General features: G+C 71.6%; 21 protein-coding genes and 1 pseudogene. 21 read left to right on the top strand and 1 reads right to left on the bottom strand.

The features are described from left to right. Window positions 1-57: 57 nt before the first annotated feature. A complete protein-coding gene (locus J8M51_RS33080) occupies window positions 58-447 on the bottom strand; it encodes a hypothetical protein (RefSeq protein ID WP_143673233.1) in 390 nt (129 codons plus the stop codon). Window positions 448-981: 534 nt separating this feature from the next. Here J8M51_RS33080 and J8M51_RS33075 point away from each other — a divergent pair. The 21 genes and pseudogenes from J8M51_RS33075 (at window position 982) to J8M51_RS32970 (ending at window position 23,544) form a co-directional block, all read left to right on the top strand. After that, window positions 982-1,398, top strand: coding sequence for a hypothetical protein (locus tag J8M51_RS33075; RefSeq protein WP_179203171.1), 417 nt, complete (start codon window positions 982-984; stop codon window positions 1,396-1,398). Between the two features lie 455 nt (window positions 1,399-1,853). After that, on the top strand, window positions 1,854-3,308 hold the full coding sequence (locus tag J8M51_RS33070) for an FAD-dependent monooxygenase (protein ID WP_086757141.1): 1,455 nt from the start codon (window positions 1,854-1,856) through the stop codon (window positions 3,306-3,308). A gap of 70 nt (window positions 3,309-3,378) precedes the next feature. Beyond that, window positions 3,379-3,708 carry a TcmI family type II polyketide cyclase gene (locus J8M51_RS33065; protein ID WP_086757143.1) on the top strand — a complete coding sequence of 110 codons (330 nt, stop codon included), beginning with the start codon at window positions 3,379-3,381 and terminating at the stop codon, window positions 3,706-3,708. A gap of 79 nt (window positions 3,709-3,787) precedes the next feature. Next, window positions 3,788-5,050 carry a beta-ketoacyl-[acyl-carrier-protein] synthase family protein gene (locus J8M51_RS33060; protein ID WP_086757145.1) on the top strand — a complete coding sequence of 421 codons (1,263 nt, stop codon included), beginning with the start codon at window positions 3,788-3,790 and terminating at the stop codon, window positions 5,048-5,050. A gap of 32 nt (window positions 5,051-5,082) precedes the next feature. Next, window positions 5,083-6,297: a ketosynthase chain-length factor gene (locus tag J8M51_RS33055; protein WP_086757147.1), complete on the top strand. Its 1,215-nt coding sequence runs from the start codon at window positions 5,083-5,085 to the stop codon at window positions 6,295-6,297. 55 nt (window positions 6,298-6,352) lie between these two features. Then, complete coding sequence (locus tag J8M51_RS33050) at window positions 6,353-6,622, top strand: acyl carrier protein (RefSeq protein ID WP_086757193.1); 270 nt, start codon at window positions 6,353-6,355, stop codon at window positions 6,620-6,622. 65 nt (window positions 6,623-6,687) lie between these two features. Then, entirely contained in the window at window positions 6,688-7,473 is a 786-nt protein-coding gene (gene fabG, locus J8M51_RS33045; RefSeq protein WP_086757149.1) for a 3-oxoacyl-ACP reductase FabG, read from the top strand. Window positions 7,474-7,535: 62 nt separating this feature from the next. Further along, window positions 7,536-8,480 (top strand): aromatase/cyclase, encoded by a 945-nt coding sequence (locus tag J8M51_RS33040; RefSeq protein WP_086757151.1) that lies wholly within the window; start codon window positions 7,536-7,538, stop codon window positions 8,478-8,480. 2 nt (window positions 8,481-8,482) lie between these two features. Further along, window positions 8,483-10,773, top strand: a pseudogene (locus J8M51_RS33035) (SDR family oxidoreductase). A 92-nt stretch (window positions 10,774-10,865) separates the two neighbouring features. Further along, entirely contained in the window at window positions 10,866-12,374 is a 1,509-nt protein-coding gene (locus tag J8M51_RS33025; protein WP_086757158.1) for an MFS transporter, read from the top strand. 106 nt (window positions 12,375-12,480) lie between these two features. Next, entirely contained in the window at window positions 12,481-13,056 is a 576-nt protein-coding gene (locus J8M51_RS33020; protein ID WP_256965073.1) for an NADPH-dependent FMN reductase, read from the top strand. 45 nt (window positions 13,057-13,101) lie between these two features. Then, entirely contained in the window at window positions 13,102-13,572 is a 471-nt protein-coding gene (locus J8M51_RS33015; protein ID WP_256965075.1) for an acyl-CoA carboxylase subunit epsilon, read from the top strand. Then, window positions 13,569-14,714: a glycosyltransferase gene (locus tag J8M51_RS33010; protein ID WP_086757162.1), complete on the top strand. Its 1,146-nt coding sequence runs from the start codon at window positions 13,569-13,571 to the stop codon at window positions 14,712-14,714. The genes J8M51_RS33015 and J8M51_RS33010 overlap by 4 nt, the downstream gene beginning before the upstream one ends. Window positions 14,715-14,757: 43 nt before the next feature. Next, window positions 14,758-15,825, top strand: a complete 1,068-nt coding sequence (locus tag J8M51_RS33005; RefSeq protein ID WP_086757164.1) for a glucose-1-phosphate thymidylyltransferase — start codon at window positions 14,758-14,760, stop codon at window positions 15,823-15,825. A 2-nt stretch (window positions 15,826-15,827) separates the two neighbouring features. Next, window positions 15,828-16,898 (top strand): Gfo/Idh/MocA family protein, encoded by a 1,071-nt coding sequence (locus tag J8M51_RS33000; RefSeq protein WP_267299661.1) that lies wholly within the window; start codon window positions 15,828-15,830, stop codon window positions 16,896-16,898. Beyond that, entirely contained in the window at window positions 16,895-17,878 is a 984-nt protein-coding gene (gene rfbB / locus J8M51_RS32995) for a dTDP-glucose 4,6-dehydratase (protein ID WP_267299660.1), read from the top strand. The genes J8M51_RS33000 and rfbB overlap by 4 nt, the downstream gene beginning before the upstream one ends. Continuing rightward, on the top strand, window positions 17,875-18,663 hold the full coding sequence (locus tag J8M51_RS32990; RefSeq protein WP_086757168.1) for an NAD-dependent epimerase/dehydratase family protein: 789 nt from the start codon (window positions 17,875-17,877) through the stop codon (window positions 18,661-18,663). Before rfbB ends, J8M51_RS32990 begins: the two co-directional genes overlap by 4 nt. A 9-nt stretch (window positions 18,664-18,672) precedes the next feature. Then, the gene (locus J8M51_RS32985) at window positions 18,673-20,061 is read left to right on the top strand and encodes an NDP-hexose 2,3-dehydratase family protein (protein ID WP_086757170.1); all 1,389 of its coding nucleotides are present in this window, start codon (window positions 18,673-18,675) and stop codon (window positions 20,059-20,061) included. A gap of 11 nt (window positions 20,062-20,072) precedes the next feature. Beyond that, the gene (locus J8M51_RS32980) at window positions 20,073-21,086 is read left to right on the top strand and encodes a 3-oxoacyl-[acyl-carrier-protein] synthase III C-terminal domain-containing protein (RefSeq protein ID WP_086757172.1); all 1,014 of its coding nucleotides are present in this window, start codon (window positions 20,073-20,075) and stop codon (window positions 21,084-21,086) included. Between the two features lie 2 nt (window positions 21,087-21,088). Next, window positions 21,089-21,901, top strand: coding sequence for a hypothetical protein (locus tag J8M51_RS32975; protein WP_086757175.1), 813 nt, complete (start codon window positions 21,089-21,091; stop codon window positions 21,899-21,901). 98 nt (window positions 21,902-21,999) lie between these two features. Next, window positions 22,000-23,544 carry an acyl-CoA carboxylase subunit beta gene (locus J8M51_RS32970; RefSeq protein WP_086757198.1) on the top strand — a complete coding sequence of 515 codons (1,545 nt, stop codon included), beginning with the start codon at window positions 22,000-22,002 and terminating at the stop codon, window positions 23,542-23,544. Window positions 23,545-23,609 lie beyond the last annotated feature (65 nt).

Genomic DNA, 23,609 nt, shown 5'->3' with positions numbered 1-23,609 from the left:
GTCACGTCCGGTGATCCGACCGCCGGGAGAGCCGTCCCCCGGAAGCCGTCACACAGGTCACAGCCAGGAGGTCCGGCTCATGAGTGCCTGTCCCATGCGTTCGAGTACGGGGTCCTCGGCCCCGGCGGTGCTGTCCATGCCCCGGCAGGCACCGCGCATGGCGGACCGTTCCAGGATGATCGTGGCGATCAGTTCGGCCTCCAACTCCTCCTCGGAGTCGTAGACCGTTCGCATGCGCACGTGCTCTCCGTCGGCCCCCGGTCCGTCACCGAGAGGTTCGGCCGCGGGGACCGAGAGATGCCCGACCAGAATGTGGCCCACCTCGTGGAGAATGATGTGGTCCTGGTGCGGACGGGTGGTGTCCTGCTGATAGAAAATCACGTCGGCCGTCTCGGTCGCGACGCAGACACCCAACGGCCCGGGCGACTCCAGAGGGTACGGGATCAACCGAATTTCTCGATTCCGGCGGGCGCCCAGTCGGGCACATAAGTCGTGCACATCGAGCGGATACCCGACTTCAAGGTCACGTAAGAGATTGCGGCATCGCCGCCGCACCCTGCGATTCATCATGCTCCCCCCAAAGCTCCATGCGAATTCCAGCAACCTCGGCCGACCCTAACCCAGCACAGCAGATCCACCCAAAAAATTAACAACGGCGTAACATTCATCGGTCGCGCTTTGCCGAAAAGTACAACCGCCATGCGTGCTCCCCTCACCCAACCGTCACCTGCCGGAAATGTCCTGGTCGACAACGGGGCGGATGCGACACGTAATACCCATCACTCCGGCACCGCGCAACCGACGCCCTGGACCCCTATTCACCTGGCAATTACACCGGGCGGGGAGCCGAAATCAGCAACGGCGCGCGGAAAGATGTCGGCCATATATACACATAGAATCCCGGCCAGGCCCGGCGAGTGCCCGGCTCTCCCCGGCCGTGTTCGTTCCCCGTCATCCTCCGCCGTCACTCCGGCAACTCCGGTGCCCGGCCGGGAAGCCCTCGGCTCGCACGCCGTACGGGACCGAGTCCGGGGTCCGGTCGGCCGGTTCGAGTCGGTCACCTACTCCGCGCGAGGTGAGCGGGGTGCGCCACCGGCTCTCCTCGCCGCCGGCCCCGGTGGTCTGCGCGGCGCGATGACGCCGGCGGGCCAAGACTCCCTCACCGCGGCGGCGGAGTCGCCGTCCGCGCCCTCCCGCCTGCCGGAACCGCTCATGCCCGACGGCACGACCGAGCGCGAACAGCCCCGGGGCCACCGGGCCGCCACCCGCACCGAACCGCCGCGTTCCCCGCCCGCCGAGCAGACGAGCTCGGGCCGTAGCACACCTGCCGTACTCGCCGCCGGACGCCGAGAACACACCGAACGTCCACGCGCTCTCACCCTCCACAGCGTCACATGACCGCATCGGACGAACCGGGCAGACGCCGGGGCCCTGCGATCCCGGGCGCCTCGACGCCCGGCGGCCACAGCCCGACAATCAGGTCACTAAGTTCACACTCAGCGATAGAGCGTACATATGGCACTAAACGATCACCTGGCAATGCCTAGCGAAAACTTCATCCTGGCTTAGAGGAAGGTCCTTGACCCTTCCTCCATCGAACAACGAAGCTAAGGACAGCGCCTGGCGGACTTTCGCCGACGGCCACGGAAAGACAACCGATCGCCGTATTGCGACGGACCACTCATCGCAGCGATCCCTGAAACGGACCGGAATTCCCCACCCGCTTTACCGACGCAGGTTCGCCTGTGGATTCGGTGTGTCCGGACCGGTGTCTCCCGAGTTTCAACGATTAGGCGATCCACGGTTTCACGATGCCAAAAGCAGCACCGAGCAGTTCGGGCGAGGAGGGGTTCATGGACACCGAGGTGATAGTTGTAGGAGCCGGTCCGGCAGGGCTCATGCTGGCGGGTGAGCTACGCCTGGCGGGCATCCGGGTGACGGTGCTCGAACGGCTTCCGGAGTCCACCGGCGAGTCCCGCGGACTGGGCTTCACCACACGCGCCATGGAGGTGTTCGACCAGCGGGGGCTGCTGCCCCGCTTCGGCGAACTGGAGACCAGCGCACAGGGCCACTTCGGCGGCGTACCGCTGGACCTGTCCGTTCTCGACGGCGCGCACCTTCCCAACAAGACGATCCCCCAGTCGCGCACCGAAGGCGTACTGGAGGAATGGGCCGTCGAACTGGGCGCCGACCTCAGGCGCGGACACGAGCTGGTCTCGTTCACCGAGCACACGGACCACGTCGAGGTCGAGGTCCGCGGTCCCGAGGGGGCGCTGTCGCTGAGCGCCGCCTACCTGGTCGGCTGCGACGGCGGGCGCAGCACCGTACGCAGGATGGCCGGCTTCGACTTCCCCGGCACGGCCGCCACCCTGGAGATGTACCTGGCCGACGTGCGCGGTCTCGACCTGCGGCAGCGCATGATCGGCGAGACGCTGCCCGGCGGCATGGTGATGGTCGGTCACCTCGACGACGGCATCACCCGTCTGATCGTGTGCGAGAACGGCACCCCGCCGAAGAAGCGCACCGAGCCCGTCCCCTACACGGATGTGGCGGCGGCCTGGCAGCGGCTGACCGGCGAGGACATCTCCCACGGCGAGCCGGTCTGGATCAGCTCCTTCGGGGACGCCACCCGGCAGGTCACCGAGTACCGCAGGGGCCGGGTGCTGCTGGCCGGTGACTCCGCCCACATCCATCTGCCGGCCGGCGGCCAGGGGATGAACACCAGCCTCCAGGACTCGGTGAACCTCGGCTGGAAGCTCGCCGCGGTGGTGCGCGGTACCGCACCGCAGTCGCTGCTCGACACCTACCACTCGGAGCGCCACCCCGTCGGCGAGCGCCTGATGATGAACACCCGGGCCCAGGGACTGCTGTTCCTGAGCGGCTCGGAGATGCAGCCGCTGCGTGACGTGCTGCGCGAGCTGACCGCCCATCCGGACGTGACCGTGCACCTGGCCCGCATGGTGAGCGGTCTGGAGATCCGCTACGACGTCGGTCCGGGCGACCACCCGCTGCTCGGTCGCCGGCTGCCGCACGTGGAACTGGTCGGCGGCGAAGCCAAGACCAGCACCACGCAGCTGCTGCACCCCGCGCGGGGCGTACTGCTGGACCTGGCGGACGACGCTCCGCTACGTGAGGCGGCGGCGCCCTGGGCGGACCGGGTGGACGTCGTCACGGCCGCCCCGCACGAGCCCGGCCCGCTGGCCGGCACGACCGCCGTACTGGTCCGCCCGGATGGCCACGTGGCGTGGACGGCGACCCGCCCGGAGGACCTCGCGCCCGTCCTGGAGCGCTGGTTCGGCCCTGCCTGAGACACCACTCGAGGAATCCACGGCGGGCCACCACGCCCCGGCCGAAGCGCAGGCAAAGGAGACGCACCTCATGCACAGCACCCTGATCGTCGCCCGGATGGAACCCGGTTCCAGCGGCGACGTGGCCCGGTTGTTCGGCGAGTTCGACACCACCGAGATGCCGCACCTGATGGGCACCCGGCGGCGGCAGCTCTTCTCCTACCGCGGCCTGTACCTCCACCTCCAGGACTTCGACACCGACGACGGCGGCGCCGCCATCCAGGAGGCCAGGCACCACCCCGCCTTCGTGGGGATCAGCGAGGACCTGAAGCCGTTCATCAACGCCTACGACCCGGCGACCTGGCGATCACCGGCCGACGCGATGGCCACCCGCTTCTACCACTGGGACTCGGCCACATGAGCGCGCCCGCAGCAACAGCCGCGCCGTCCGAACCGGCGAACCGAGCACCCGACGAGGTGGGAAACGGAGATCACGTCCCGTGGGCCGTCGCATAGTCATCACCGGAATAGGGGTCCTGGCTCCCGGAGGAGTCGGCGTCAAGGACTTCTGGAGCCTGTTGAGCGAGGGCCGCACCGCGACCCGCGGCATCACCTTCTTCGACCCGTCGCAGTTCCGCTCACGGGTAGCCGCCGAGATCGACTTCTCGCCCGAGGCACACGGTCTGACTCCGCAGGAGATCAGACGGATGGACCGGGCTGCCCAGTTCGTCACCGTCGCCACCCGCGAGGCACTGGCCGACAGCGGGCTGGAGATCACCGATCTCGACCCGTGCCGCACGGGTGTCACCATCGGCAGCGCGGTCGGCGCCACCATGAGCCTCGACCAGGAATACAAGGTGGTCAGCGACGGCGGCCGGCTGGACCCGGTCGACCACAACTACGCCGTCCCCCACCTCTACGACCACTTCGTGCCTAGCTCGTTCGCCGCCGAGGTGGCGTGGGCGGTGGGCGCCGAGGGGCCCTCCACGGTGGTCTCCACGGGCTGCACCTCCGGTCTCGACGCGGTCGGCCACGCGGTCGACCTGATCCGGGAGGGCTCGGTCGACGTGATGATCGCGGGAGCAACCGACGCCCCGATCTCGCCCATCACCGTGGCGTGCTTCGACGCCATCAAGGCGACCACGTCGCGCAACGACGACCCCGAGCACGCGTCCCGGCCCTTCGACGGGACCCGTAACGGATTCGTCCTCGGTGAGGGCTCCGCCGTCTTCGTGCTGGAGGAGCGGGAGGCCGCCCTCAAGCGCGGCGCCCATGTGTACGCCGAGATCGCCGGGTACGCCTCACGGTGCAACGCCTTCCACATGACCGGGCTCCGGCCGGACGGCCGCGAGATGGCCGAGGCGATCCGGATGGCCCTGCACGAGTCCCGGCTCAACCCCGAGGACATCCACTACATCAACGCGCACGGCTCCGGCACCAAGCAGAACGACCGGCACGAGACCGCCGCGTTCAAGCAGAGTCTCGGCGAGCATGCCCGGCGCGTGCCGGTCAGCTCCATCAAGTCCATGGTCGGCCACTCGCTGGGCGCGATCGGCTCCATCGAGATCGCGGCGTCGGCTCTCGCCATCGAGAACGACCTGGTGCCGCCGACCGCCAACCTGCACACCCCGGACCCGGAGTGCGACCTGGACTACGTGCCGCTGACCGCCCGCGAGTGGCGCACCGACACCGTCCTGACCGTCGGCAGCGGATTCGGCGGATTCCAGAGCGCCATGGTTCTGACCACGGCCGACCGCGGCTGACAGCCGACCGCACAGGTGGAAAGGAGCATGGCGTGACACACGCAGCGGTGGTCACCGGAGTGGGCGTCACGGCCCCCAACGGGCTGGGCGTCGAGGACTACTGGACGGCGACCTGCGAGGGGCGCAGCGGTATCGGGCCCGTCACCCGTTTCACCCCGGACAGCTACCCGTCCCGGCTGGCGGGCGAAGTACCCGGGTTCGTGGCGGAGGAGCATCTGCCGAGCCGGCTGATCGCCCAGACCGACCACATGACGCGGCTGGCGCTGCTGGCCGCGGACTGGGCACTGGAGGACGCGGGCATCAAGCCGGACGAGCTGCCGGAGTTCGACGCGGGTGTCATCACCGCGAGTTCGTCCGGCGGGTTCGAGTTCGGCGAGCGCGAGCTGCGCAACCTGTGGAGCAAGGGCGGCGCGCACGTCAGCGCGTACCAGTCCTTCGCCTGGTTCTACGCGGTCAACACCGGCCAGATCTCCATCCGGCACGGGATGCGCGGGCCGAGCGGGGTCGTCGTCAGCGACCAGGCGGGCGGCCTCGACGCCCTCGCCCAGGCACGGCGGCAGATCCGCAAGGGTTCCCGTGTCATCGTCTCCGGCGGGGTGGACGCCTCGATCTGCTCGTGGGGCTGGGTCGCCCAGCTTGCGGGCGGCAGGCTGAGCCCCTCGGACGACCCGGACCGGGCCTATCTGCCCTTCGACACCGCGGCGGCCGGGCACGTACCGGGCGAGGGCGGCGCGATCGTCGTCCTGGAGGACGCCGAGGCGGCCAGTCGGCGCGGGGCGCGGGTGTACGGCGAACTCGCCGGGTACGCGGCCACCTTCGATCCCGCACCCTCCACCGGGCGACCGCCCGGTCTGCGCCGAGCGATCGAACTGGCCCTGGACGACGCCCGATCGGCGCCGGGCGACATCGACGTCGTCTTCACGGACGCGGCGGCCGTCCCCGAGCTGGACCGTATCGAGGCGGACGCCCTCAAGGCGGTGTTCGGCCCCGGCGGAGTGCCGGTGACCGCGCCCAAGACGATGACCGGCCGACTGCACTCGGGTGCCGCGCCGCTGGACGTCGTGGCGGCCCTGCTGTCCATCCGCGACCGCACCATCCCACCGACGGTCAACGTGTCGCCGGACGAGGCGTACGAACTCGACCTGGTGACCGACCGGCCCCGCTCCGCGGACGTCCACACCGCTCTGGTCGTGGCCCGCGGACACGGCGGATTCAACTCGGCCGTCGTCGTACGACGGGCCGGCTGAGCCGGGCCACAGCGCCCGCGACGGACGCCCCACACGACAGGGAGTGACCCACACGATGAGCAAGCACGAGTTCACCATCGACGATCTCAAGCGGATCCTGCACACGTCCGCCGGTGTCCCCGAGGGGGTCGACTCCGGGGCCGACATCCTCGACATCGCCTTCGACAGCCTCGGTTACGAGTCGCTGGCGCTGCTGGAGACCTGCGGGAGCATCGAGCGCGAGTTCGGGATCAGCCTCGACGACGACGCGCTGGGCATCACCGACACCCCGCGTACCCTCCTCCGGCTTGTCAACGAGCAGCTCGTGGTGCCCAGCACGACCTGACCGACGCAGCCACCACCGCGGTCTCGCCTCGCCGGGCCGCGCCACCGATCCACAAAGGGGAGCACATGTCACAGCAAGGCGAGCGGGTGGCCCTGATCTCCGGGGCCACCAGCGGAATCGGGCTGGCCGCCGCGCGGGCCCTGGGCGGGTCCGGACACCGGGTGTTCATCTGTGCCCGGGACGCCCAGAAGGTCGACTCGACGGTCAAGCAGTTGCGCGAGGAGGGCATCAACGCGAGCGGCGCCGCCTGCGACGTCCGTTCGCGGGACGAGATCCAGGCGCTGGTGCGGGCGGTCGTGGACACGTTCGGGCCGGTGGACGTGCTGGTCAACAATGCGGGTCGGAGCGGCGGCGGAGTCACCGCCGACCTCGCCGACGACGTGTGGTTCGACGTCATCGACACCAACCTCAACAGCGTCTTCCTCATGACCCGAGAGGTGCTCACCACCGGGGGCATGCGTGAGAAGGCCCGCGGCCGGATCATCAACATCGCCTCCACCGCCGGCAAGCAGGGTGTGGTCCTGGGCGCCCCCTACTCGGCGTCCAAGCACGGCGTGGTCGGCTTCACCAAGGCACTGGGCAACGAGCTGGCGCCGACCGGCATCACCGTCAACGCGGTCTGCCCCGGGTATGTCGAGACGCCCATGGCCCAGCGGGTCCGGCAGGGCTACGCGGCGGCCTACGACACCAGCGAGGACGCCATCCTCGAGAAGTTCCAGGCCAAGATCCCGCTCGGCCGCTACTCCACACCGGAGGAGGTCGCCGGGCTGATCGGCTACCTGGCCACCGACACCGCCGCCTCCATCACCGCGCAGGCCCTCAACGTCTGCGGCGGCCTGGGCAACTTCTGACCCGCCCGCCGGACGCGTACCGCGTCCGGCACCACCGGCATCGACCAGCAAGGAGTAAGGACATGTCGCAGGAGGGCCTCCGCGAGGTCGAGCACGACATCACGATCGACGCCCCGGCGGACGCCGTCTACCGGCTTGTCGCCGAGGTGGAGAACTGGCCGCGGATCTTCCCGCCGACCATCTACGTCGACCACGTGGAGCGCGGCGAGGGCCAGGAGCGCATCCGGATCTGGGCCACCGCCAACGGCGAGGCGAAGAACTGGACCTCGCGCCGCACCCTGGATCCGCGGGCGCTGCGCATCACCTTCCGCCAGGAGGTCTCCACGCCGCCGGTCGCGGCGATGGGCGGCACCTGGATCATCGAGCCGCTGTCGGACTCCTCCTCGCGGGTGCGGCTGCTGCACGACTACCGGGCGGTGGACGACGACCCCGAGGGGCTGAAGTGGATCGACGAGGCCGTCGACCGCAACTCCCGCTCCGAGCTGGCCGCACTGAAGTCGAACGTCGAACTCGCTTATGGCACAGAGGAGTTGACGTTCTCCTTCGAGGACACCGTGCAGATCGCCGGCTCCGCGAAGGACGCGTACGACTTCATCGACGAGGCCGACCTGTGGGTCGAGCGGCTGCCGCACGTGGCGTCCGTGCGATTCTCCGAGGACACCCCGGGACTGCAGGTCCTGGAGATGGACACCCGCGCCAAGGACGGTTCGACGCACACCACCAAGTCGTACCGGGTGGCCTTCCCGCACCGGAAGATCGCGTACAAGCAGGTCACCCTGCCCGCGCTGATGACGCTGCACACCGGGATCTGGACCTTCACCGAGAACGACGGCGGTGTCCGGGCCACCTCGCAGCACACGGTGGTGCTCAACACCGCCAACATCGCGAAGATCCTCGGCGACGAGGCCACCGTCGCCGACGCCCGGGAGTACGTGCGCTCGGCGCTGAGCACCAACAGCCGGGCGACGCTGGGCCACGCCAAGGACCACGCGGAGCGGCGGCGCTGACCATGGCAGAGGACCAGCGGACCAGGGCCGGGAACCGGGTGGACACCCAGGTGGTCGTCGTCGGAGCGGGGCCGGTCGGGCTCATGCTCGCCGCCGAGCTGCGCCTGGGCGGCGCGGACGTCATCGTGCTGGAGCGACTGCTCGCGCCCACCTCGGAGTCGAGGGCGTCCACCCTGCACGCCCGGACGATGGAGCTGTTCGACAGCCGGGGCCTGCTGGACGCGCTGGGCACCGCGCCGGGTGACATCCGGGGCCACTTCGGCGGGATCCCCCTCGACCTCACGCTGCCCACCAGCCACCCCGGCCAGTGGAAGGTGCCGCAGGACCGCACCGAGGCACTGCTCGGTGCCTGGGCGGGCGGGCTCGGCGCCGACGTCCGGCGCGGTCACGAGGTGACCGCGCTGACGGTGACCGAGGACCATGTCGACGTCGAGGCCGTGGGACCGTCCGGTCCGCTGACGGTACGGGCCCTGTGTGTGGTCGGCTGCGACGGCGAGCACAGCACGGTCCGCCGCCTCGCCGGGCTGGACTTCCCCGGTGCCAACGCGGCCCGGGAGCTGATCCGGGCGGACGTGGCGGGCATCGAGGTGCCCAACCGGCGTTTCGAGCGGCTGGACGCCGGGCTCGCGATCGCGGCCCGGCGCGGGGACGGCGTGACCCGGATCATGGTGCACGAGTTCGGACGCACCGCCGTGCCGAGGACCTCTCCCCCGGACTTCGCCGAGCTGGCCACCGCCTGGAAGCGGGTCACCGGCGAGGACGTCAGCGGCGGCACCCCGCTGTGGATCAACGCCTTCGGCGACGTCTCGCGGCAGGCCGCGCGCTATCGCGACGGACGGGTGCTGCTGGCCGGCGACGCCGCCCACGCCCAGATGCCGATCGGCGGCCAGGCGCTGAACCTCGGCCTTCAGGACGCCGCCAACCTGGGCTGGAAGCTGGCCGTGCAGGTGGCCCGCAAGGGCTCGCAGGGGCTGCTGGACAGCTACCACGCCGAACGGCACGCCGTGGGCGAACGGGTGCTCTCCGGGATCCGGGCGCAGGCGCTGCTGCTGCTCCGCGGCCCGGAGGTGAACCCCCTGCGGGCGGTCCTCGGCGAACTGATCCGCTCCGACGACACCCGTCGGCATCTCGCAGCCACCATCAGCGGCCTGGACATCCGTTACGACGTCGGCCCCGGCGACCATCCCCTGCTCGGCAGGCGTCTCCCGCCGTCCGCGCTGGAGACCGCGGACGGGAGGCCGACGAGCACCGCGGAGCTGCTGCGCGGCGGCCGCGGACTGCTGCTCGACCTCTCCGGCGACGGCGGCCGCACGTCGGAGCCGGCCGCCGTGGCCGCGCCCTGGCGCGACCGCGTGCACACCGTGGCCGCCACCGTCACGGACGGCGGTCTCCTGTCGGACCTGGACGCCGTGCTCGTACGGCCGGACGGCTATGTCGTCTGGACCGGGTCCGACGGAACGAGTCCCGAGGCGGCGCTGCATCGCTGGCTCGGGTTGCCCCACAACGAACACCCCATCTCTGGAGGACTTTCATGAGCAGGCTCGCCGGCAATACCGCGCTCGTCACGGGTTCGAGCCGAGGAATCGGCCGGGCGACCGCCGAGCGTCTCGCACAGGACGGCGCACTGGTCGCGGTGCACTACAACACCGACGCCGACGCGGCCGGGAGGGTCGTCGCCGGTATCGCGGAGGCGGGCGGCAAGGCGTTCTCCGTCAGGGCCGAACTGGGTGTCCCCGGTGACGTGGACGCGCTGTTCGAGGCACTGGAGGCGGGCCTCAAGGAGCACGGCGCGACCGGGCTCGACATCCTGGTGAACAACGCGGGCGTCATGGGCGGCGTGGCCCCCGAGGAGGTCACTCCGGAGATCTTCGACCGGCTGGTCGCGGTCAACGCCAAGGCGCCGTTCTTCATCGTCCAGCGGATGCTCGGCATCCTCCAGGACGGCGGGCGCATCATCAACATCTCCTCCGGGCTGACCCGCTTCGCCAACCCGCAGGAAGTGGCGTACGCGATGACGAAGGGCGCGGTGGAACAGCTCACCCTGCACTTCGCCAAGCACCTGAGCGGCCGGGGCATCACGGTCAACTCGGTGGCCCCCGGCATCACCAACAACGGCACCCCGGTCTTCGACATCCCGGAGGTCGTCGAGCAGATGGCGGCCCTGTCCGCCTTCAACCGGGTCGGCGAGACCCGTGACATCGCCGACGTGGTCGCCTTCCTGGCCTCCGACGACGCCCGCTGGATCACCGGCGGGTTCATCGACGCCAGCGGCGGCACCCTGCTCGGCGGCTGACACACGGACAGCCGCGAACACGTACACCCGCGGTCCGGCCGGACGAGGTCGGCCGGGCCGACGGACGGGACGAAGGGCGAGGAGCCAGGCGCATGACCACCGACAGGGCCGCGACGGCCGACTCCGCGAGGACCGCCTTCGGGTGGGGCCTGCTGTGCGTGCTGTCCGCGAACATGCTCATCGATGCCCTGGAGGTGTCGGTTGCCGTCGTCGCCCTGCCGTCGATCGGCTCCGATCTCGGTCTGTCCCGGACCGCTCTCGGCTGGGTGGTGAGCGGCTTCGCCCTCGGCTTCGGCGGTTCCCTGCTCCTCGCGGGACGCGTGGTCGAACTGCTGGGCCGCCGCCGGGTGTACCTCGCGGCGCTGCTGGTGTTCGCGGTGGCCTCCCTGCTGGGCGGGCTGGCGACGAGCGGGCCGCTGCTGATCGGCGGACGGTTCGTCAAGGGCGTGTGCGCGGCGCTCACCGCGCCCACCGGACTGGCCATCATTGCGGCGGCCTACCCGGCGGGGTCGGCACGCGACAAGGCGGTCTCGGTGTACTCCCTGTTCGGGGCGGGCGGCTTCTCGGCCGGGCTGCTGCTGTCGGGGCTGCTGACCGAGGTGAGTTGGCGCTGGACGTTCCTGTTCCCGGCGCCGGTCGCCCTGGTGCTGTTCCTGTTCGGGCTGCGCCTCGTCCCGGGCCGTGCACCGGGCGAGCCGGCCACCGCGCCCGCCCGGCCGGCGGGCCGGCCCAAGGCCGCGACGCACACGCCCGCCGACGCGCTGTCCGCCGGGGCCGGCGTCTCCGACCGGTACGACCTGCCGGGCGCCGTCACCTCCATCGGCGCGCTCGCGGCCCTGGCATGGACTCTCACCAGAGGGCCGGAAGCGGGCTGGGCGGACCCCCTCACCCTCACCGGGCTGCTGCTCGCAGCGGCTCTGGGGGCCGCCTTCGCCCACGTCGAGCGGGCCGCGCCCCGGCCACTGACGCGTACCCGGCTGTTCACCGACAGGCTGCTGGTGCGCTCCGCGTCGGGTGCGGCCGCGCTCAACGGCTCGTATCTCGGCTTCCTGTTCGTGGTGACCCTCGATCTCCAGGAGGCGCGGGGCTGGCCGCCGCTGCGGACCGGTGCGGCGTTGCTGCCGGCGGCCCTGCCGCTGGCGGTGGCGGTGGCGGCGGGGTTCTCGGCGCGGCTGGCGGGCCGCTACGGCACGACCCGGCTGATCGCGACGGGGACCTGGGCACCCCCGGCCGGCTACCTGTGGTACCTGCTGGCCGGGGACCACCCTTCCTATCCGTCCGCGACCCTGCCCGCCCTGCTGCTCGTGGGGCTGGGCTTCGTGCTCCAGTTCGCCGCGCTCAACACCCAGGCCATGTCCGCTGTCCCGGACGCGGACCGCGGCGCGGCGGGCGGCATCTACCAGACCTCGGTGCAGTTGGCGGGCGCCCTGGTGACCGCGCTGGTCGCAGCGCTCCTGGGCGCCGGGGCCGACGACGCGCGCCACACCGCCCTGGTGCTCGTCACCGTGGTCGGCGCGGCCGGCACGGCGGTCGCCCTCATGGGGCTGCTGCCGCCGCGCCGCTCGCGCCCGACCGCCGTACCGGCGCACCGGGACGGCTGACGGCGACACCGCCGCGCCTCTCGGCCCGATGCGCCCCCTCCGCCCGGCCCGACACCCGTTCCCGCACCACCCACACCCTGTCACCGCACCACCCGAGAGGAAGCCCGTGTCCGAGATCGCTCCGCTGAAGCTGGCCGTCATCGTGGGAAGCACCCGTTCGGGGCGCATCGCGCCCCTCGTGGCGGCCTGGGTGGCCGACCGGGCCGACCGCCACGGCGGCCTGGACGTCGACCTCGTCGACCTGGCCGAGGCCGCTCTCCCCGACGACCTCGACGGCAGCTCCCCGCAGGTGACCGCGCTGGCGCCGCGGCTCGCGGCGGCCGACGCCTTCGTGGTGGTCACGCCCGAGTACAACCACAGCTTCCCCGCTCCTCTGAAGACCGCGATCGACTGCTTCCGCACGGAGTGGCAGGCCAAGCCGGTGGGCTTCGTCTCCTACGGCGGCATGGCCGGCGGGCTGCGCGCCGTGGAACAGCTACGCCAGGTGTTCGCCGAGACCCACACCGTGGGTGTACGCGACACGGTGAGCTTCCACAACGTCTGGGAGCAGATCGGCGACGAGGGCGAGTTCCCCGTCGACCCCGCCGGCTGCGACGCCGCCGCCAAGACCATGTTCGACCAGCTCGTGTGGTGGGCGCGCACCCTGCGCACCGGCCGCACCGAGGACCCGTACAGCGTCTGACCGGCAGCCCGACCGCACCACCACACCTACGACAAGGGGGCCACCGTGCCGGCAACCGGCCTGCTCCAGCATCCCTACGACACCGTCGCCGAGGAGGGGACAGCACCCGACGTCGACGTACCCCGCGTCCTGCCCGCGCGCGCCACCGGGACCGGTGACGGACAGCGTGCCGCGGGCCTGACCGGGACGCCCCCGCGACCCGCGGACGAGGTCACGGACCCCGGACCCGCCACTGAGGGCGCGAGCACCGCGGTGGACCGGGACGGCCCGGCGGCCCTCGCGTTCGCCGGACTGATCCGGGTGGACCGGGGCAACCCGACCGCGGAGGAACTGGCTGCCGTGGTCACCGTGCTTTTCGCCCGTGCGGCGGCCGGCTCCGACGACGACACCGCAGGGGGCCACCTGGTGCGGCCCTCGCCCCGCTGGCGCCGGTTCGGCCGCGGGCACGGTTACCGCACGGCCCACAGCTGGCAGGCGGGCCGGCGTCCCCGGCACGCGGTACGGGGAGCGCTGTGAAGATCCTCTTCGTCGCCGGCGGCAGCGCGGCGACCGTGTTCGCGCTGGCCCCGCTGGCCACCGCCGCGCGCGGGGCCGGACACGAGGTCATCATGGCCTCGGTCGGGGACATCGTGCCGGTCGTCGCCGGGGTCGGTCTGCCGGCCGTGTCGATGACGTCCTCCCCGATCAGCGACTTCATCTACCGGGACCGGGACGGCACGACCTTGACGCCGCCCACCGACCCGGCCGAGCAACCGGCGTTCACCGGCCGCTGGTTCGGCCGGATGGCCGCCGCCACGCTGGACGCGCTCACCCGCCTCGCGCATGACTGGCGGCCGGACGTGGTGGTCGGCGGCACCATGATGTACGCCGCCGGTCTCCTCGCCAGGCGTCTCGGCGTGCCCTACGTACGGCATGCCTGGGACGCGGTCGAGGCGACCCTGCTCGACCCGGCCGCGGAGGACGAACTCCGCCCGGAACTGGACCTGTTCGGACTTCCGGGGCTCCCCGCCCCCGACCTGTTCATCGACGTCTGCCCGCCCAGTCTGCGGCCCGCCGACGCGGCCCCCGCCCATCCGATGGCCTGTCTGCCCGCCAATACCCAGCGGGAGCTGCAGCCGTGGATGTACACCCGCGGCCAGCGCCCCCGGGTGTGCGTCACGGCCGGCAGCCGGGTCGCCAACGACGACGGCACCGAATACCTGCGCCAGGCCTACGAGTTCCTGCGCACCCTGGCCCTGGACGTGGCCGCGCTCGACGCGGAGGTGGTGATCGCCGCCCCCGAGAACGTGGCCGCCGACCTGCGCGCCGAACTCGGCGACGTGCACGCGGGCTGGGTCCCGCTGGATGTGGTTCTGCGCACCTGCGACCTGCTGGTGGGCCACGCCGGCGGTGTCACCACCCTCAACGCCATGCACGCGGGGGTACCGCAGCTGCTGCTCCCCCAGTGGGGCATCCTCGGCCCCCCGACGCGGCGGCTGGCCGACTACGGCGCGGCGATCACACTGACGCCCGCCGAGGCCACCAGGGAACGCCTCGCGGAGTCCTGCCGAACCCTGCTGACGCGGCCTTCGTACACCACACGGGCCACGGCCCTCGCCCAGGAGATCTCAGCGATGCCGCCGCCGGCCGAACTGGTGGGCGTGCTCGAGAAGTTGTGACCGCGACGGCCGGATCCACGGCCGCACGAGGAGGCATTTTCCCATGAAAGCCCTGGTGCTCTCGGGCGGGGCGGGCACCCGCCTGCGGCCGTTCAGCCACTCCATGCCCAAGCAGCTCATCCCGGTCGCCAACAAGCCGGTGCTCGAACACGTCCTGGACAACATCGTCGCCATGGGAGTCACCGACATCGGCGTCATCGTCGGTGGCTGGGAGTCCGAGATCACCGCGGTGCTCGGTGACGGTTCCCGGCTGGGCGCCCGTCTGACCTATCTGCGGCAGGACTCCCCGCTCGGTCTCGCCCACTGCGTGTCCGTCGCCCGGGACTTCCTCGGCGACGACGACTTCGTGATGTACCTCGGCGACTGCATGCTGGTCGAAGGGGTCACCGAGGCGGCCGAGGAGTTCGCGCGCACCCGTCCCCCCGCGCACGTGATCGTGCACAAGGTCGCGGACCCCTCCGCCTTCGGCGTGGTGGAGATGGACCCGGACGGCACCGTGCGCCGGCTGGTGGAGAAGCCGACGGACGCGCGCAGCGAACTCGCCCTGACCGGCGTGTACTTCTTCACCCCGGAGATCCACCGCGCGATCGACTCCATCGAGGCCAGCGCCCGCGGCGAGCTGGAGATCACCGACGCCATCCAGTGGCTGGTCACGGACGGCGCCGAGGTCCGGGCCGGCCAGTACCACGGCTACTGGAAGGACACCGGCCGGATCGACGACGTACTGGAGTGCAACCGCAAGCTGCTGGACGGCATGGTTCGCCGGATCGACGGCGACGTGGACGATCCTGCCGCGCTGAGCGGCGCGGTCGTCGTGGAGGCGGGCGCCCAGGTGGTGCGGTCCCGGATCGAGGGCCCGGTGATCATCGGGGCGGGCACCAGGGTCGAGGACTGCACGATCGGCCCGCACACCTCGGTCGGCCGGGAGTGCGGCCTGCGGGACTCGCGCCTGGACTACTCGATCGTGCTGGACGGCGCGGAGATCCACCGGGCCGGCCGGCTGCACGGGTCCGTCATCGGGCGCTCCGCCGTAGTCGGCCCGGTGACCGACGACAGCGGCCGCCAGCGGCTGGTGATCGGCGACCACAGCCGCGTACAGGTGGCGGGGTAGCCGTGCTCGATCCCGTCCGGATCGGCGTCCTCGGCTGCGCCGACATCGCGCGCCGCCGGATGCTGCCCGCCCTGGCGGCCGCCGGGGACACGGTCCTCGCCGCGGTCGCCAGCCGGGACGCCGGCAAGGCGGCCCGCACCGCCCTGCCGTACGGCTGCCGGGCGGTGGCCGGTTACCTGCCGCTGCTCGCGCTGCCCGAGGTCGAGGCGGTGTACGTGCCGCTGCCCGTGGCGCTGCACGCCGAGTGGGTGGAGGCCGCGCTGCTCGCGGGCAAGCACGTGCTCGCGGAGAAGCCGCTGACCACCGACCCGGACCGCAGTCGCCGACTGTTCGCGCTGGCCCGGGCCCGCGGACTGGTGCTGCGCGAGAACGTGATGTTCGTCCATCACCCGCAGCACGCGGCCGTACTGCGGCTGCTGGCCGACGGCGCGATCGGCGAACCGCGCTCGTTCCACGCGTCGTTCGCGGTGCCGCGCCGTCCCGATGGTGACATCAGGCTCGATCCGGCGCTGGGCGGCGGGGCGTTGTGGGACGTGGGCGTGTACCCGGTGCGGGCCGCCGTCCACTTCCTGGGCGCGGGCCTGCGCGTGGCCGGTGCCGTTCTCACCGAGGGACGGGACGGGCGAGGCGTGCACATCGCGGGCAGCGCGCTGGTGCGCACCCCGGACGGGGTCGGCGCCCACCTGGACTTCGGCCTGGACCACGCCTACCGCTCGTCCTACGAACTCCGGGGCAGCGAGGGGCGGATCACGGTCGACCACGCCTTCACCCCGCCCGCCGACCGCCCCGCGGTACTGCGCCTCGACCGGGGGGCGACCACCCGCGAGGTGGGCGTCGGCGCGCACGACCAGGTGGCGGCCACGGTCCGTGCGTTCGCCCGGGCCGTGCGCGCGGCGGCCGCCGACGGCCCGTCCGGCACAGCCGGTCCGGCCGCCCCGGCCGGTACGGACACCGTCGACCGGTCCGAGGAGGCGAGCCTGCGGCAGGCGGACCTGCTCGCCGACGTGCTGTGCGGCGCCGGCCGCGACCTCGCGCGGACCTTCACGCCCCCATCCACAACGGAGTACTCATGAGGATCCTCGTCACGGGCGGGGCGGGCTTCATCGGCTCGGCCTACGTCCGCGCCCTGCTGGACGGCGCCTACCCGGGCACCTCGGACGTGCGTGTCACGGTCGTCGACAGCCTGACCTACGCGGGCAATCGCGCGAACCTGCCGGCCCGCCACGACCGCCTGGACTTCGTCGAGGGCGACATCTGCGACCTGCCGCTCCTGCTGGAGGTGCTGCCCGGCCATGACGCGGTGGCGCACTTCGCCGCGGAGTCGCACGTGGACCGCTCGCTGGTGTCCGCCGCGGAGTTCGTCCGTACGAACGTGATCGGCACCCAGAACCTCCTCGACGCCTGCCGCGCCACGGGGGTGCCGCGGCTGCTGCACGTCTCCACGGACGAGGTGTACGGCTCCGTCGCCGAGGGCTCCTGGACCGAGCGGAGCCCGCTACTGCCCAACTCCCCCTACGCGGCGTCCAAGGCTGCCTCCGACCTGATGGCGCGTGCCGCCTGGCGCACCCACGGGCTGCAGGTGTCCGTCACCCGCTGCTCCAACAACTACGGCCCCCACCAGCACCCGGAGAAGGTCATCCCGCTGTTCGCGACCAACCTGCTGGAGGGCAGGCCGGTCCCGCTGTACGGCGACGGCGCCAACGTCCGCGAGTGGCTGCACGTGGAGGACCACTGCCGGGCCCTGCACCTGGTGCTCACCGAGGGCGGGGCCGGTGAGGTCTACAACATCGGCGGCGGCGACGAGCTGACCAACCTGGAACTCACCGAGCGACTGCTCGCCCTGTGCGGCGCGGACCGGTCGATGATCACCCGGGTCGCCGACCGCAAGGGCCACGACCTGCGGTACTCGCTGGACGCCGGCAAGATCCGCGACGAGTTGGGTTTCGAGCCGGCCATCGGTCTCGACGAGGGCCTCGCCGCCACCATCGCCTGGTACGGCGACAACCCGGACTGGTGGAAGGCCGCCAAGGAACTCACGAGGCAGACCTCATGAGTACGCGTCGGGCCACCGCGGGCACGGTGGTGGGCCGGGGCTTCCTGGCCCACAGCCTGGCCCCGGTCGCCGAACGGCACCCGGACACCGTGATCCTGGCCGCCGGCGTCTCCCTGGCGAGCACGACGGCACCGGAGGCGTTCGCCCGGGAGGCCGCGCTCCTGGACGACACCATCGAGGCGTGCCGGGCCGACGGCCGGCGCCTGCTGTTCTTCTCGACCTCGTCCACCGGCATGTACGGCGGCCTCGCCGGCCCCGGCCGGGAGGACGACCAGGTCGTCCCGGGCACGCCCTACGCGCGGCACAAGCTCGCTCTGGAGGAACGGCTGCGCGCGTCCGGCGCCGAGCACCTGATCCTGCGGCTCAGCCATGTCGTGGGCCCTCGCCAGCCGTCGCACCAGTTGCTGCCCACCCTGGTGCGCCAGCTGCGCGAGGGCCTGGTCCAGATCCATCTGCGGGCCACCCGGGACCTGATCGCCGTGGCCGACGTGGTCACGGTCGTGGACCGGCTCCTCGCGCAGGACCCGCCCGGCACGGTCGTCAACGTGGCCTCCGGCGCGGCCGTGCCCGTCGCGGACATCGTCGACCACCTGGAGCGGGTGCTCGGGCTGGACTGCCGGCGGGAGTTCCGGGACACCGGCTCGGGCTGCGCGGTCTCCGTCGAGCGGCTGCGCGCGCTGGTGCCCGAGGTGGCAGGGCTCGGTTTCGGACCCGGCTACCACCGCGGGGTGCTGGACGCGTACGCCGCCTCCCTGGCCCCGTCGCCCCACCGATCGGAGAGGTAGCAACCACCCATGACCAGGCATGCCGCGAGCCCCGTGCTCGTACCACCGCGCCCGAGAGGCGACGCCGGGCTGTCCGGCCGGCTCGCCCTGTCCGCGGCCACCACGGCGGGCGCACATCTGCGGATCGAGGACGTCCACGGCTGGCTCACCGACCGCGACCGGGCGCACCGCTTCGAGGTGGAGCGGATCCCGTTCGCCGGTCTCGACGCCTGGTCCTTCCACCCGGACACGGGTGATCTGGGCCACCGCACCGGCCGGTTCTTCACGGTGCGCGGGCTGCGGGCGCGGGTCGAGGGTGACCCCGCCACCGAGTGGGAGCAGCCGGTGATCGAGCAGCCCGAGGTGGGCATCCTGGGCATCCTCGCCAAGGAGTTCGGCGGGGTGCTGCACTTCCTGATGCAGGCCAAGATGGAGCCGGGCAATCGCAACCTGCTCCAGCTGTCGCCGACCGTGCAGGCCACCCGCAGCAACTACACCCGGGTCCACCAGGGAGCGCCCGTACGGTACTTGGAGCACTTCGTCCGGCCCGAGCGGGTGGTCGCCGACACCCTCCAGTCGGAGCACGGCTCGTGGTTCTACCGCAAGGCCAATCGCAACCTCATCGTCGAGACCGACCGCGAGGTGGAGGCGCACGACGACTTCCGCTGGCTGACGCTGGGTCAGATACATGCCCTGCTGCGGTGCGACAACGTCGTCAACATGGACGCCCGGACCGTGTTGTCCTGCCTGCCGTTCCCGGACTCCGCGCCGGGCGCCCTGCATGCGGACACCGAGGTGCTGTCCTGGATCACCGGCGAGCGCTCCCGGCACGACGTACGCACCGAGCTGGTGCCGCTGGCCCAGGTGCGCGGCTGGATCCGTGAGGAGCACCGGATCCGGCACGAGCACGAGCGGTACTTCGACGTGGTGGCGGTCAAGGTACGGGCCGGCAGCCGCGAGGTCACCTCATGGACGCAGCCGCTGTTCGAACCACGGGGGCTGGGGATCACCGCGTTCCTGACCCGGCGCATCGGCGGGGTGCCGCACTACCTGGTCCACGCGCGGGTGGAGGGCGGCTTCCTCGACACCGTCGAACTCGGGCCCACCGTGCAGTGCGTGCCGGGCAACTTCGCCCACCTGCCGCCCGACCGGCAACCGCCCTTCCTGTCCACGGTGCTGTCCGCGAAGCCGGACCGGATCCGCTACGAGGCCGTGCACTCGGAGGAGGGCGGCCGCTTCCTCAACGCCGAGAGCCGCTACCTGGTGGTGGAGGCGGACGAGGAGGAGGCCCCGCTGACCCCGCCGGAGGGCTACCGGTGGGTGAGCGCGGGGCAGCTCACCTGGCTGGTCCGGCACGCCCACTACATCAACGTCCAGGCCCGCACGCTGCTGGCCTGCCTGTACGCCATGGAAACCTGAGAGGAACCGTCATGCTGAGCGGCACACTCACCCTGGACGCCGTCGAGATATTCCTGCCGGAACGCGAAACCACCGTCGAGGAGCGGGCCGAGGCCTTCGGTCTGAGCCCGGCGCAGGTCCACCTGTTCCGCAGCATCCACGGCCTCGACACCCTCCGCTACGACCCCGACCTCAGCCTCTACGACCTGGTGCTGCCGCCCGCCCGGAAGATCCTCGCGGACGTCGACCCCCGCTCGGTCAAGTACGTGGTGTACCCGCACGCCGTCCCGCACGCCGGTCCCTCGACGGTGGACCCGGTGCAGGAGATGCTCAAGATGCTGGGCCTGGAGCACGCCACGGCGTTCGCGCTCACCCAGCAGAACTGCGCGGGCACGGTCTCGGCCGTCGACGTCGCCGGGCGGCTACTGCAGGCCGACGGCGATCCGGAGGCGCGAGCTCTGGTCCTGACGGGCGAGAAGATCTTCACCCGCGACCTCCAGATCATCTTCAACTCTTGTGTCATCGGCGAGGCGGCGGGCGCCTGCCTGCTGTCGTGGAACGGCCCCGGCGATCCGGTGCGCTCGTTCGCGGTGCGCACCTTCGGCGAGTACGCCGCGGGCGTCCAGATGACGGCGGAGGAACACCGGGAGGCCGGCGCCGACCGCCCGAGGGTGATGGGCGAACTCATCGAGGAGGTGGTGACGGCGGCGGGCTGCACCTTCGACGACATCGACATCGTGATCCCCACCCACCCCAACCGGACGTTCTGGGGCCAGATCGTCCAGGACCTCGGGTGGCCGCCCGACAAGCTCTATCTGGAGAACCTCGCCCGCTACAGCCACTGCCTGACGGCGGACCTGATGGTGAACTACGTGACCCTGCGGGAGGAGGGCCGTCTGGTGCCCGGCCGCAACTACCTGTTCCTGGCCACCGGGATCGGCTCCACGTTCACGGCCATGGTCTTCACCGCCGCGCAACAGGACGAGCCGGGGCCGACCGGCTCCCGCGTCCTGGCGGACACGACTACAGGAACGGAAGGCCACTGACCATGCCTCTGCGACTGAGCGCCGGTGCCGTGGTGACACCGCCCGGCGACACCTACGAACCCGACGAGACGGTCCTGCGCTACAACCGCGACCTGGTCGAGCTCTTCGGCGGCAAGATGGACGAGGACCTGCTGCGCTCGGGCGGCCAGGCCAGCCACACCCAGATGGTGGACCTCCTCGTCCAGCGGCTCCCCGCCGACGTCGCGGTCCCCGACCTGGTCGTGCTGGCCGCCGCGCTGCCCGACGTCAACCCGGTCCGGGCGGTCTCCGCCCATCTCGGGCTGATCACCGGCGGCAAGGCCGAACAGTGCTTCTCGGTGACCGAGCAGGGGCTCGGCGCCGCGTTCACCGCGCTGCGCATCGGCGCCGCGCACGAGAAGACCGACCGGTCGACGGTGTTCGCGCTGGCGGTGCTGGAGCAGACCACACTGCCCGCCCACGACCCCGTGGTCCACGACGGCGTCTCGGTACGGGACTCAGGTGTGCTCCTGCTCTTCGAGCGCGGCTCCGGCTTCGGCGAGGTCTCCGACGTCCTGCGCCTGGCCGACGCGAGCGAGCTGGGCCCGCGGCTGGCCGAGCTGACCGTGGACGCGCCGCGCCCGCTGGTGGTCATGGGCCCCTGGACCGGCCAGGCGGCCGCGCCGCCCGGCCTCGACGTCCACCGTGTGCCGCCCGGCGGCTACTGCACCAGCGTCTGGGCGGCGCTGGCGGAGCACTGGGCACACTGGCGCGAGCGCTACGACACCGTGGTGCTGTGCGACACCGACCCGAGGTCGGACACCGCGCACATCGCCGTCCTGGGACGGGGCCGATGAGCGCGCCCCCGGAGGCGGAGCGGGCGACCTACACCGCTCCGGCCTCCGCTCCGGCCTCTCCGCAGGTCGCCGAGCGCCTCGCCGAGGAACCCGCCACCATGCACAACCGGGTCGCCGAACTCACCGAGCTCAGGCGGTCGGTGCTGGACGGACCGGGCGAACGGGCCACCGCCGCACAGCGCGCCAAGGGCAAGCTGACCGTGCGCGAGCGCATCGACCTGCTCCTCGACCCGGGCTCGTTCACCGAGGTGGAGGCCCTGCGGCGGCACCGCTCGACGAGCTTCGGCCTGGAGGCCAAACGGCCCTACACGGACGGCGTGGTGACCGGCTGGGGCACGGTGAACGGCCGCACGGTCTTCGTGTACGCCCATGACTTCCGGATCTTCGGCGGCGCGCTGGGCGAGGCGCACGCGGCGAAGATCCACAAAATCATGGACATGGCCATCGCGGCGGGCGCACCGCTGGTCTCCCTCAACGACGGCGCCGGCGCCCGCATCCAGGAAGGCGTCAGCGCCCTCGCGGGCTACGGCGGCATCTTCCAGCGCAACACCCGGGCCTCCGGGGTCATCCCGCAGATCAGCGTGATGCTCGGCCCGTGCGCGGGCGGCGCGGCCTACAGCCCGGCCCTGACGGACTTCGTGTTCATGGTCCGCGAGACCTCGCAGATGTTCATCACCGGGCCCGACGTCGTCAAGGCGGTCACCGGCGAGGAGATCACCCAGAACGGGCTCGGCGGCGCCGACGTGCACAGCACCACCTCGGGCGTGGCCCACTTCGCGCACGCGGACGAGCAGTCCTGCCTGGAGGACGTGCGCTACCTGCTGTCGATGTTGCCGCAGAACAACCGCGAGCACCCGCCGGCCCTGCCCGTCGCCGATCCGCCGGACCGCCGCTGCGAGACCTTGGCCGAGGTGGTCCCGCTCGACGGCGGCACGCCCTACGACATGCGGCGGGTCATCAAGGAGATCGTCGACGACGGCGAGTACTTCGAGGTCCACGAGCACTGGGCGGGCAACCTGCTCTGCGCACTCGCCCGGCTGGGCGGCCAGGTGGTGGGGATCGTGGCCAACCAGCCCCAGTCCATGGCCGGGGTACTGGACATCGACACCTCGGAGAAGGGCGCACGCTTCGTTCAGATGTGCGACGCCTTCAACATCCCGCTGGTCACCCTTCTCGACGTACCGGGCTTCCTGCCGGGCGTGGACCAGGAGCACAACGGCATCATCCGGCGCGGCGCCAAGCTGCTGTACGCCTACTGCAACGCCACCGTGCCCCGTATCTCCCTGATTTTGCGCAAGGCCTACGGCGGCGCGTACATCGTCATGGACTCCCGGTCCATCGGCGCCGACCTCACCTTCGCCTGGCCGAGCAACGAGATCGCCGTGATGGGCGCCGAGGGTGCCGCCAACGTCATCTTCCGCCGGCAGATCGCCCAGGCCGACGACCCCGACGCCGTACGGGCCGAGATGGTCGCCGCCTACAAGTCCGAGCTCATGCATCCCTACTACGCGGCCGAGCGCGGGCTGGTGGACGACGTCATCGATCCGGCCGACACCCGCGAGGTGCTGATTCGCTCGCTGACGATGCTGGCGGACAAGCACTCCGAACTTCCGTCGCGCAAGCACGGAAATCCGCCGCAGTGAACCAGCCATCCAGGCCGCCGAATTTCGCGCAATCTTAGAGAACATCATCTTGCCCGCCCGGCACC

The organism is Streptomyces griseiscabiei (assembly GCF_020010925.1).
In the GTDB taxonomy this organism is placed as follows: Bacteria; Actinomycetota; Actinomycetes; order Streptomycetales; family Streptomycetaceae; genus Streptomyces; species Streptomyces griseiscabiei.
Note: the sequence above shows the minus strand (reverse complement) of the source record. Positions and strands in the feature narration are given on the sequence as shown.